The 11,385-nt window shown below is 35.5% G+C and carries 12 protein-coding genes; 3 read left to right on the top strand and 9 right to left on the bottom strand.

The window, feature by feature from the left end:
• Window positions 1-67: 67 nt before the first annotated feature.
• From G6W45_RS09400 to ccoG, 9 genes are all read right to left on the bottom strand, one after another.
• Window positions 68-673, bottom strand: a complete 606-nt coding sequence (locus G6W45_RS09400) for a tRNA 2-selenouridine synthase (protein WP_194168319.1) — start codon at window positions 671-673, stop codon at window positions 68-70.
• Window positions 674-820: 147 nt separating this feature from the next.
• A complete protein-coding gene (locus G6W45_RS09395) occupies window positions 821-958 on the bottom strand; it encodes a hypothetical protein (protein ID WP_194168318.1) in 138 nt (45 codons plus the stop codon).
• Window positions 959-985: 27 nt separating this feature from the next.
• Window positions 986-1,651: a tRNA 2-selenouridine synthase gene (locus tag G6W45_RS09390; RefSeq protein ID WP_242039096.1), complete on the bottom strand. Its 666-nt coding sequence runs from the start codon at window positions 1,649-1,651 to the stop codon at window positions 986-988.
• Between the two features lie 27 nt (window positions 1,652-1,678).
• The gene (locus G6W45_RS09385) at window positions 1,679-1,906 is read right to left on the bottom strand and encodes a hypothetical protein (protein ID WP_021090435.1); all 228 of its coding nucleotides are present in this window, start codon (window positions 1,904-1,906) and stop codon (window positions 1,679-1,681) included.
• Between the two features lie 16 nt (window positions 1,907-1,922).
• A complete protein-coding gene (locus tag G6W45_RS09380; RefSeq protein WP_194168317.1) occupies window positions 1,923-3,305 on the bottom strand; it encodes an efflux transporter outer membrane subunit in 1,383 nt (460 codons plus the stop codon).
• Window positions 3,295-6,420, bottom strand: coding sequence for an efflux RND transporter permease subunit (locus G6W45_RS09375; RefSeq protein WP_194168316.1), 3,126 nt, complete (start codon window positions 6,418-6,420; stop codon window positions 3,295-3,297). The genes G6W45_RS09380 and G6W45_RS09375 overlap by 11 nt, the downstream gene beginning before the upstream one ends.
• A gap of 10 nt (window positions 6,421-6,430) precedes the next feature.
• Window positions 6,431-7,591 carry an efflux RND transporter periplasmic adaptor subunit gene (locus G6W45_RS09370; protein WP_194168315.1) on the bottom strand — a complete coding sequence of 387 codons (1,161 nt, stop codon included), beginning with the start codon at window positions 7,589-7,591 and terminating at the stop codon, window positions 6,431-6,433.
• Between the two features lie 108 nt (window positions 7,592-7,699).
• Window positions 7,700-8,326: a TetR/AcrR family transcriptional regulator gene (locus G6W45_RS09365; protein ID WP_194168314.1), complete on the bottom strand. Its 627-nt coding sequence runs from the start codon at window positions 8,324-8,326 to the stop codon at window positions 7,700-7,702.
• Between the two features lie 30 nt (window positions 8,327-8,356).
• Window positions 8,357-9,682, bottom strand: coding sequence for a cytochrome c oxidase accessory protein CcoG (ccoG, locus tag G6W45_RS09360; RefSeq protein WP_194168313.1), 1,326 nt, complete (start codon window positions 9,680-9,682; stop codon window positions 8,357-8,359).
• A 138-nt stretch (window positions 9,683-9,820) separates the two neighbouring features.
• On the opposite strand from ccoG, the gene rpsU reads away from it, so the two are divergent.
• The 3 genes from rpsU to G6W45_RS09345 all read left to right on the top strand — a co-directional run bounded on the left by rpsU (window position 9,821) and on the right by G6W45_RS09345 (window position 11,383).
• Entirely contained in the window at window positions 9,821-10,033 is a 213-nt protein-coding gene (gene rpsU / locus G6W45_RS09355) for a 30S ribosomal protein S21 (RefSeq protein ID WP_009294994.1), read from the top strand.
• Window positions 10,034-10,136: 103 nt separating this feature from the next.
• Entirely contained in the window at window positions 10,137-10,769 is a 633-nt protein-coding gene (locus G6W45_RS09350) for a DNA-binding protein (RefSeq protein WP_194168312.1), read from the top strand.
• Entirely contained in the window at window positions 10,766-11,383 is a 618-nt protein-coding gene (locus tag G6W45_RS09345; protein WP_087578236.1) for a UPF0323 family lipoprotein, read from the top strand. The genes G6W45_RS09350 and G6W45_RS09345 overlap by 4 nt, the downstream gene beginning before the upstream one ends.
• Window positions 11,384-11,385 lie beyond the last annotated feature (2 nt).

Here is an 11,385-nt window from a genome sequence, read left to right as displayed (position 1 = left end):
CATCAGCTATATCAATATAGTCTTTAAAGCAATTTATTAGCTCTTTATTTGATTTTTTAGTTTGCACTTACTTGTCCTTGTTTGCTTTTATAAATTTGTTGTTTGTTAGAATGAATTTGTTTCCACCACCAAGACTTTCAAAGCTGTTTTTCTTAAAACTAAATCCTCTACCTTCATCTCCAAATAAGCCATACTGTGTTTTTACTCTTTCATAAACTACAGTACATGAAATTTGAACTATATTATCCTCTTTATCTTTGTAATATAAATTTGAAAATATCCAAGGTTCATATTTTTTTAAATTCTCATGACCTATGAAATTATAAATTTTTTCATAACAACTTTGTGAAATTTTACTAGATGTTCCACCTAGGAAATATCTTTTACCATTTGAGAGGATTTGAGGGAATTTTTCATCTACCAACTTAGTATTGACAGCATAAAGACCGCCACCTAAATCTTTACCTTTTGTATTTTTTCTTAGCTCTTTCCTCTCAGCTTCTATTCTCTCTATCTCTTTCTCAAATTTCTCATCAAATATATATACTCCACCATATTGTTTAGCTAAGTTTTCTAGTTCAGAGTTACTTATCTTTTTATTTGCTTGATTAGCTGAGCAAGCTATTAAGAATATACTTGTTAGAAGTAAGAGTGTTATAGCTAGAAATTTCATTGGTTATCCTTTTATATTTGAAATTTTAGTTTGGATATTTTATTGTTATTGTATTTATAATATTATTAATTTATTATGTGCTGTTTGGGGTTTATTAAAATTTATTATACAGATAAAAGTTTATTTCAAGTATTTTTATAACTTAGTTCATTTATCATAAAGCTCATTAAGTCCATTTCTTTCATTCTCAAATACATTATGAAGCATTGCATAACTCGCATCAGCTATATCAATATAGTCTTTAAAGCAATTTATTAGCTCTTTATTTGATTTTTCAGTCAGCACTTACTTGTCCTTGTTTGCTTTTATAAATTAATTGTTTATTAGAATGAATTTGTTTCCACCACCAAGACTTTCAAAGCTGTTTTTCTTAAAACTAAATCCTCTTCCTTCGTCACCAAATAATCCATAATCTGTTTTTACAATATAGTAATCAACTGTCATATCTATTACTTCGATATTGCCTTCTTTGTCTATACAAAAATAATCCAGATCAAAACCTGGTTTATATTTGTTGTAATTATCTATACCTATAAAATTTATAACCTTTTCTTTATATTCTGCTGGAATCTTTATCTTCTTTTTGGTTTGGTTTTCATAATCTGTTGAATTTTCATAATATCTTTTACCATTTGAGAGGGTTTGAGGGAATTTTTGATCCATGATTTCTAGGTCAGATCTTTTAAAATTTCTTTTATTATTTTTAAAGAAATCATCCATATAATCGTTTCTTTCTCTTTCTCTTCTCTCTATCTCATCAACAAATTTTTGATTAAATATATATACTCCACCATATTGTTTAGCTAAGTTTTCTAGTTCAGAGTTACTTATCTTTTTATTTGCTTGATTAGCTGAGCAAGCTATTAAAAATATACTTGTTAGAAGTAGTAATATAAATGCGGTAAATCTCATAAATAAATTTTTAAAATAAATAATCAAAAATCTAAGAATTTTACACAATGAAGTCAAGAAGTTCATCTAAGGATTTTGTCCTTAGATGAAAGATTAAGATTTTTTGATCGCTCTAATAGGAATAACAAATATTGCTGCGATCACATAAAAGGCAATACAAAAAACAGCCGCCATCATAAATATCTCGCCGATATCATAAAAGCTTGACTCAAGCCTAAATGTATCCACGTAATTTATCGCAAACCATAATGCTACGCCAAGAGCGATAGCAAAAACGAAAAAACCCCAAGAAAACAAGAAATTTAATATCTTAGTTCCCAATTGCTCTCCTTTTTAATTATTTTTCTAACTTAAAACCGCCACCAAAAGCCCTATAAACTTCGACTGAACTATCGACCTCATCGAGCTTTGCTGAGACGTCTTGCAGTTTTGCTTGAAGCAAATTTCTCTCCGCATCAAGAAGCTCTAAATGTCCAATGTAGCCAGCGTCATATTGCTCTTTAGCAAGCGAGTAAATTCTTTGTTGGGATTTTAGCAAATTTTTCACTTGTTCCAAAGAAATTTTTGCATTTTGCCTTGAGACAAGAGCATCTCTTACCTCACCTAGAGCCGATTTTACCGCGGCTTCATAATTAACAGCAGCAATTTGTTCATTTGTTTTAGCCACTGCGACATTATTTTTTGTCCTACCAAAATCAAAAATTTTCTGTGCTAAAGAGCCACCTATGCTCCACGTATTGGCATTTCCAACAAAGATATTTTCAAAATCAATACTTGAAAAGCCAAAAAGTCCAGTTAGTGAAATGCTTGGAAAATACTCAGCCCTTGCAACACCAACAAGAGCATTTGTAGCTTTTAAATCAGCCAGTACTTTTGCCACGTCGCTTCTTCTTAGCAAAATTTCAGAGCTAATGCCAGCACTTATCTCGGGAGAAGCTGGTAAATTTTGCGAGCTAGCAATAGCTCCACTTAAAATTTCATTATTACTTTTACCAGTCAAGATGGCTAGTGAGGTAATAGCTTTTGACTTTGCATTTAATATAGAAGTAAGATTGGTCTTAGCGCTTTCTACTGCTGCCTTACTTTGCAAATAAGTCATCTCATTTATACTTCCAAGATCAAGCTGTGTTTTGCGAAGTGCTAGTGTGTCTTCATAGGTTTTTAAAGTCTCTCTTAGCACAGCTTCTTGCATATTTAATGAAACTAACGCAAAGTAGCTTTTTGCAACACTTGAGCTAAGGCTAAGCCTTGCGCTATCGTAGTCAAATTTGGTTGCATTTAGGCTTTCTTCGGCCGCTGCTACATTATTTCTTATTCTACCCCAAAGATCGATCTCATAGTTTAATCCTAAATTTATATCTGATTTTCTATAACGAGTTTGTGGTTGTTTAGTATACGTTTCCCCGCTACTTTTTGCTTTTTCGTAGCCTACATTTAAATTTATACCAGGAAGCAAATCTGCCTCAGCTACGCCAAGGCTTGCTTTTGCTTTCTCTAAATTTAAATAAGCAACACGTAAATTTGTATTTTTCTCAAGTGCATTTTCTACTAGAGAATTTAAATTTTCATCATTAAATTCTCTCCACCAAAGATCCCTTATATCGCTTGTCTCATAAGTGTAAGTAGAGGTGAAATTTGTATCTACATTTGGCATTTCTGGACGAAATGAGCAACCAGCTAAAAACGCCGCCGTTATAAGTATAAACGCCTTATTTCTCATCTTTTTTTGCTCCCTTTTTCCAGTATTTCTCATTTAAATTTTCAAGCAAATAATAAAACATTGGGACGAAAAATATCGCTATCGTCGTAGAAGCGATCATGCCACCAACCACGCCAGTTCCTAATGAGTGGCGAGATGCTGCACCAGCACCTGTGCTTATAACCATCGGGAAGACGCCCAAGGTAAATGCGATAGATGTCATTACGATAGGTCTAAAGCGAAGTCTAGCTGCATTTATCGCTGAGTCAAATATACTCTTACCGCTATCACGCTCTTGCATTGCAAACTCTACGATCAAAATGGCATTTTTAGCCGCTAGACCGATGAGTAGCAAGAGTCCGATCTCAAAGTAGATATCGTTTGTTAGGCCTCTTATCCAAACAGCGAGCAATGAGCCAAATACCGCAAATGGTACGGCAGTGATGACCGCAAGTGGAATGAGCCATCTCTCGTACTGAGCAGCAAGGATGAGAAATACAAAGATCATACCAAAGATAAAGGCGACCGTGCCTGTTCCTTGAGAATTTACCTCTTGATACGCCGTTCCCGCCCAGCTTATAGCGTAATCCTCACTGCTTAGCGTGTCATTTACGACCTCTTGGATCGCTCTGATCGCATCGCCTGACGTGTAGCCAGTTTTTGGATCGCCCATGATCTTAGCCGATGGAAAGAGGTTAAATCTATCAACAATGTCAGGTCCGATCGTTCTTGTAAGTGTTGCTACTGAATTTAGTGGCACCATGCCGCCATCATATGAGCGGACGAAAATTTTTCTTAGATCCTCAGGATTATTTCTAAAACTTTCCTCGGCTCTTGCATATACTCGGTAAGATTTACCAGCAAGGTTGAAGTCATTTATGTAGTAAGAGCCAAAAGTAGCTGCTACCGTGCTAAAAATTTCGCTCTCACTTACGCCAAATAATTTAGCTTTTTCTTTATCAACTGTTATCTTAAACTGACGATAATTTGTCTCAAGTGTGGTTCTGACATTTGTTAGTTCAGGCCTTGCATTGGCTATTGCTGATACTTTTCTAGCATCTGCTTCTATCTCGTTGTAACTCTTACCGCTTTTATTTTGTAGATACATCTCAAAGCCACCAGTCATTGATAGACCCATAATAGGTGGTAAATTTACAACGAATGTCATTGAGTTTTTTGAGCCCCAAAGCATACCATTAAACTGGCCAGCTAATGTATCAGCTCCATTGTTAACGCCTTTTCTCTCACTCCAATCTTTTAGCTTTATAAAGCTAACGGCTGAATTTTCCCTAAGCGAGCTAGCTAGTATGTCATAACCTGCAAAAGCCATAGTGAACTCAACATTTGGATTGCTTAAAATGGCGTTGCTAATCGAGACTACTTCTTCTTTTGTCTTTAGCATATTTGTTGAAGGTGGAAGTGAGGTGATAACCATTAAAGCACCCTTGTCTTCTGAAGGCACAAGCCCTTTTGGCACAGCATCAAATAGCTTATAGGTGGCAAATCCTAAAATGCCAATTACAATAAAGCTAATAATAATATGCCTTAAAATTTTAGCCACTCCAGCCGTAAAGAGTCTAGTGCTAAAGTCAAAGAAGTCGTTAAATTTCTGAACTATCCAAAATGGCTTACTCTCTTGTTTCTTAAGCATAACCGCACAAAGCGCTGGCGTAAGCGTAAGGGCGACAAAGCCTGAGATGCAAACAGAAATAACAAGTGTTAGAGCAAACTGCTTTTGTATAACGCCAACAAAGCCTTCCATAAATGAAACTGGCACGAAAACAGCACAAAGCACGAGTACGATAGAGATAACTGGAGTTTGCACCTCTTCCATCGCCTTAAACGTCGCGTCTTTTACGCTGATCCCTTTATCTTCATGTAAAATTCTCTCGACATTTTCTATGACGATAATAGCGTCATCTACGACGATACCGATGGCAAGAACTAAGGCAAAAAGTGTAATCAAATTTATACTAAACCCCATCACATAAAGTCCGCCAAATGTACCTATGATAGATACTGGCACGGCTAGCATCGGTATGATGGTAGCTCTAAAGCTCTTTAAGAAGAAGTACATTACGATAAGAACTAGCACCATCGCCTCGATAAAAGTTTTTATGACTTCGTCTATTGAGACGGTGATAAATTCAGTTGGATTGTAGGCTATCGTGTGCTCTAGACCAACTGGGTAGGTTTTCTTTAGCTCTTCAAGCTTTGCTTTGACAGCTTCAGCAGTTGCAAGTGCGTTTGCGTCGTTTTGTAAAAATAGCAAAAGAGGAATAGCCGGTTTGCCGTTTAACATCGCATCGTTAGCATAGCTAGCTGCTCCAAGCTCTATGGTAGCTACATCTTTTAGCTTCAACACTGATCCATCGGAACTTTTAATTATTATATCGCCAAACTGGGCTGCATTTTTAAGACGACCATCGGTACGAACAGAATAAACATAAGGATTACCACCATCCGATGGCTGTTCGCCTATCTTGCCAGCGGCATATTGTGAGTTTTGAATTTTTACTTGAGAAATGACGTCGCTTGGAGTTAGTTTAAAATGAGCTAGTCTATCTGGCTTTAGCCAAATTCTCATAGAATACTCTTTAGTACCTATCAATACTGTATCACCGATACCACTAACCCTTTTTATCTCATCAGCAATATTTAAATTTACATAGTTATATAGTTCGATCAAATCCATATTTGGATTTGTAAAGCCAACAACTTGAAGGATCGAGCCACTTCTTTCGCGAACCGTTACGCCCATATTTTGCACTTCTTGAGGCAGCCTTGAAAGAGCAGCTTGCACGCGGTTATTTACGTCGATTGTAGCTTGTTTTGACGATGAGCCGATCTTAAAATATACGCTTATATTCATAGTACCTGCTGAGCTTGAGGTACTTTGCATATATAACATATTTTCAACGCCATTTATCTGGTCTTCAATCGCACTTGCGACTGAGTCGGCGATAGTCTGTGCATCAGCACCGCTATATGTCGCACTTACAGAGACAGTAGGTGGAGTAAGACTTGGATACTCCTCTATAGGAAGCCCCTTGATACCCATAAAACCTGCTATAACTATGATGATAGATATAACAGTTGCAAATATCGGGCGGTTTATAAAAAATCTTGAAAACATCTATCTGCCTTTACTTGCTACTTGTAGCGTTTGCATCTTTGCCGTTTATAAATTCCGCACTTAGGTCTTTATCAGTTTCAACTGGTGCACCAACTCCGATTTTAAGGAAGTTATTAACGATTATCTTATCGCCATCTTCAAGACCTTCAGTGACTGCTACCATATTTTTTGTTTGATATCCTGTTTTTACATTTTTTTGGCTTACTTTGCCATCTTTTACGACTAAAACATAAGAGTTTGTAGCACTTTGTTGAAGAGCAACTTGTGGGATGTTAAAGGCATTTTTTTGCACAAATCCACTCATCTTTATATGACCAAACGCACCTGGTAAAATTTTACCCTCACTGTTATCAAAGCTAGCCTTTGCTAAAACGCTGCCAGTTGCGGTATTTACGACATTATCTATAAAATTTACTTTACCATTAAAATTTTCGCCATTGACACTTAACACAGTGTCACTATTTAGCTGTTGCCATGAGCCGTTATCCAAATTTGTCTTTCTAGTTAGATTATCCACATCAGCGATATAAAATTCTGCTTCAATAGGATTTATTTTTGTAAGTCTTACAAGTTTTGTTTGGTTTGCTATGACAAGCGAACCAACATCTACTTGATTATCACCCACTACGCCGTCAAATGGCGCTGTAATAGTCGTGTATCCTAGATCTATTTTTGCATTTTTTAAATTTGCTTTTGCGCTTACTAAATTTGCATTTGCAATATCATAAGCTGCAACTGCCGCATCATAGTCTTTTTGAGAGACTGCATTTTTCTTATAAAGGGCAGAAATTCTTTTAAACTCAGTCTCAGCATTTTTCAAATTTGCATTTGCTACGCCAACAGAGGCATCAAGTGAGTCAAAGCTAGCTTGATATTTTTCTGGATCTATCAAAAATAACTTATCGCCCGCTTTTACTTTGCTTCCCGGCTTGAAAAACTGCTTTATGATAGTTCCGCCAACTTTTGGATAGATGATGACATCTTGACTACTTGTAACTGTTGCGGTGTAATCAAAACTAATAGGTATGTCTGTTTTTTGTGCGGTAAAAATATCCACATGAGATAGTGGCATCTGGTGACCTGCTGCCGCTTTATTCTCTTTATTTTCAAAACAACCACTTAGAAATAAAACTGCAACCGAAAGCACAAGAGCACTTTTAAAATTTGCCATAAAAACCTCTCTTAATTTTAAATTTTAATATCATATTTAGTTTTTGTAATAATTGTTACAAAAATTTAAAGTTCTCGATTCTATTAGAAAACAAATAAAAAGTCAATTTTATTTTTTACTAATTCCATTCAAAAACAACTCAACACACAAGCCAACATGCTTTTTACGTTTTTTTTCACTAAGCTTTGGTTCTTCATTTATCAAAAGCGAATCGTAGTAATAAGCCCCAATCACACTTTGTATAAAGTACTTCGCAGCAAATTTGGCTGAAAATTTTGGATCAAGTTTGGCTTTTACCTCATCTCTTTCAAAGAAATTTATAAGCACAAGATCGATCTTTTTTAAAATTTGATCCAAAAACGTCTTACCAAGTTTGCCACCATTTTTAGAACCCTCACTCATCATTATCCTACCAAGAGAGATATGCCTTTTGCTGCAAGTAATAGAAAATATTATGGTTGCAAATTTGGTTAAAAATTCCTCCAAGCTGTGAGAAATTTTAAGATCTATCTTCTCATCAATCTCTTTTATAAGGCTATCTATCTCTTGTTCAATGATCGCCTCAAAAAGCCCCTCTTTGTTCTCAAAAAATGTATAAATGCTAGAAAGCGATCCGCCACTTATCGCTACGATGTCACTTAAGCTTGTCTTTTCGTATCCTTTTTCTAAAAATAGCTCAAGTGCTGTTTTTACGATAAGTTCGTATCTTTTTTTACCATTTTCTGAGATCGCCATCTTGCTTCCTATTAAATTTTTGCCATTTTATCATCTTTTAGGATAGATAAAAGTACTTTGCCTTTGCACGCTGATAGCTGGCTCGTCAGTGGCATAGGCTTTTATATTTATATGTTTTAAAAGATCTTTATCGCTTAAATTTTCATTTTTTGATTTTAGCGTGACGATTACTCGTTGTTTTGCGCCAGCTTTTAATATAAATGGCTTATTTGGACGAGAAATTTCTATATTCTTATCATCTACTTCAAAGTAAAAGGCATGCTCTTTATTTTGTGTATTTTGCACCAAAAATACGTAAGAATTTTCGACTTCATTTTCACCTAAAATTTTATAAAGCTCGCTTGTTCTATTTATGTTTAAAAGCATGCTTTCTTTTTTGCTACTCATCAATACCCCAGCTGTCAAAACAATGCCCAAAATGACGAGATAAGCAACCGTTCTAAAGCGTAAAATTTTGACCCTTTTTTGCTCTTTTATAGAATTTATACTTCTCCACTCGATAAGCGAGCTTTCATCAAAATGCTTCATCACCTTAGCGCAAGCATCGCTACACTCTAGACAATTTATACATTCAAGCTGCATACCTTTTCTTATATCAATGTGCGTCGGACATATCCTCACGCATGCCTCGCAGCCAGTACACAGCGCACCCTCTTCTTTTGGCTTTTTAAATTTCTCTTGTCCATTATAGATTATGCCGCCTCTTTTTTGGTTGTAAATAACTTGGATCGTATCGTTATCAAACATCACTGACTGCACCCTAGCGTAAGGACAGACATAAATGCAAAAATTTTCTTTTAAAATGATGACATCATAAACTAACCAAATAGCGATAACAAGCCAAAACGCAAGCAAAACTCCATGTTCGCTTGGCTCTTTTAAATAAGCAAAAAAATCAAGCGGTGGCACAAAATACCATAAAAAATTTGCCGAAATAATAAGAGCTAAAATGCACCAAATTCCAACTGCTAAAGCACGCTTTAAAATTTGTCCTTTTGGCTCATTTTGCTTATTTTGGATATTTTTTCTAATCTTTAAAATTTTAGTCTGCAAAAGGTCACGAAATATCGTTCTAAAAATAGTTTGTGGACAGCTCCAACCGCACCAAACACGCCCTGCAAGTGTCGTTAGAAAAAATATGCTTAAGAACAAAATGATAAATAAAAATGGCAATAAATAAAGCTCTTGCATATCAAATTTTGTAAAAAAGAGATCAACTCTACTTTTATCAAAACTTAGCAAAAATAGCTGCGCATCATTTACTCTGACAAATGGTAAAACAAAGACAAATAGCGTAATACAGGCGAAAAAAATATAACGCCTCTTGGCATAGCTAAGATGAAAATCCTTTGACATAATAAGCCTTTTTTGAAATTTTATGATTATAAAGCTTATGGCATTAAAAGAGTTTTAAAAAAAAATAGTTAAAAGCTTAAATTTATGAAAATTAAACTATACTCACGGCTTATTTTAATCTGAAAGGTGGTGAGGACGTTGCCTGGTATTAAGGTACATCCTAACGAGTCATTTGACGAGGGTTACAGAAAGTTTAAAAAACAAACTGACCGTAACTTAGTAGTAACTGAAGCAAGAGCTAGACGCTTCTTTGAGCCTAAAACTGAGATCCGCAAGAAACAAAAAATTGCTGCTCGTAAGAAAATGCTTAAACGTCTTTATATGCTTAGACGCTACGAGTCAAGACTCTAAAACCAAGACAAAGAGGGCTTTGCTCTCTTTGTTTAACTCTTCTTTTAGCCTTATTTTTTTATAATCAAAGCAATTTTTTTATTTTATTTTAAACGGAAATTCGATGCAAAAGCTAGCTATAAACGAAGCTGCAGAAATTTTAGGCATAACAAAAGAAGCAGTCTATAATAGAATCCGCCGTGGTTCGATAAATACAGTCATTGAAAATGGTACAAAATTTGTCATCCTTGATGAGAAACCAAGTAGCGAAAAAGCCACAAAATCCGCTCCAAAAAGTACAAAAACTAAATCCCAAAATGATGAGTTTGTAAATTATTTGCTAAATGAGTTAAACGAGTTAAAGAGCTTAAATTTAAACTTGCAAGCCGATAAAGACAGGCTTTTTAAAGAAAAAGAGCAGATGCTAATCGAGCGAAAAAATGAAATTTTGCAAATTTATAAAGATAGAGATGAAAAGCTCATGCAGTTTCTAAATGCTATGCAAAGGCCGCTTTTAGCACAAAAAAATGATGATATGCCAAGCAATGAAGCGATAGAGGCTGAGATAGAAAATGAGTCAAAATGGATAAATTTAAGTGAATTTTTAAAGGAGCTAAATCTAAAGCCAAAGGCAACGAAAAAAGCTAGTGAAAAGATAATAAAAGCGATACACCACTCAAAATTTATAAAATTTAAACGAGGTGTGATACTTGTTAGAAGACATAAAAATTTAAAAGAGTTGATAGGAGAGATATGAAACACATTAAAAAGATAGCTACTTATGCTGCGGTAGGCGGATTTGGTGCGATCGTTATGGCTGGCCTTGCTGGTTGTGGCAGTAACAATGGCGGTGATGAAAATGCACTAAACGAAGTTGCGCAAAAAAATGGCGCCTTTGTCATAATCGAAGAGAGCGCGCCTGGAGTTTATAAAATTTTAGAAGAGTATCCAAGTACTGAAACTAGAGTTGTGTTAAAAGATATAAACGGCACTGAGCGTGTGCTAAGCAAAGACGAGATCGATAAGCTCCTAGCTCAAGCAAACGCAAATATCGACAATGGCACTTCAAATTTAACAAAAACGAGTGACGCACAGCTAAGTAGTGGCGGTCTAAGCCTTGGTGAGACGATACTTGCCTCAGCAGCCGGTGCGATACTTGGTAGCTGGATAGGTAGCAAGCTTTTTGGAAATCAAAATTTCCAAGCTACTCGTCAAAATTCTTACAAAAATCCAAGCGCATACACAAGAAGCGTTGATAGCTTTAATAAGCAAAAAGCAGCAAATTCTGCTGCAAGAAGCAGTGGCGGCAAGAGTGGATTTTTCGGTGGTGGCTCAAAATCAAGCTCTAGCTCATCAAGCTTTGGAGGCTAAAA

This window comes from Campylobacter concisus, from assembly GCF_015229955.1.
Classification (GTDB): Bacteria; Campylobacterota; Campylobacteria; order Campylobacterales; family Campylobacteraceae; genus Campylobacter_A; species Campylobacter_A concisus_AT.
The sequence above is the reverse complement of the archived record's forward strand: the minus strand, read 5'-3'. Positions and strand labels throughout refer to the sequence as shown.

Bases quoted from the DNA above. Each gene is read 5' to 3' on its own strand.
- G6W45_RS09400 (WP_194168319.1), bottom strand. From the start codon at position 673: ATGAAATTTCTAGCTATAACACTCTTACTTCTAACAAGTATATTCTTA.
- G6W45_RS09390 (WP_242039096.1), bottom strand. From the start codon at position 1,651: ATGAACTTCTTGACTTCATTGTGTAAAATTCTTAGATTTTTGATTATT.
- G6W45_RS09380 (WP_194168317.1), bottom strand. From the start codon at position 3,305: ATGAGAAATAAGGCGTTTATACTTATAACGGCGGCGTTTTTAGCTGGT.
- G6W45_RS09375 (WP_194168316.1), bottom strand. From the start codon at position 6,420: ATGTTTTCAAGATTTTTTATAAACCGCCCGATATTTGCAACTGTTATA.
- G6W45_RS09370 (WP_194168315.1), bottom strand. From the start codon at position 7,591: ATGGCAAATTTTAAAAGTGCTCTTGTGCTTTCGGTTGCAGTTTTATTT.
- G6W45_RS09365 (WP_194168314.1), bottom strand. From the start codon at position 8,326: ATGGCGATCTCAGAAAATGGTAAAAAAAGATACGAACTTATCGTAAAA.
- ccoG (WP_194168313.1), bottom strand. From the start codon at position 9,682: ATGTCAAAGGATTTTCATCTTAGCTATGCCAAGAGGCGTTATATTTTT.
- G6W45_RS09350 (WP_194168312.1), top strand. From the start codon at position 10,137: ATGCAAAAGCTAGCTATAAACGAAGCTGCAGAAATTTTAGGCATAACA.
- G6W45_RS09345 (WP_087578236.1), top strand. From the start codon at position 10,766: ATGAAACACATTAAAAAGATAGCTACTTATGCTGCGGTAGGCGGATTT.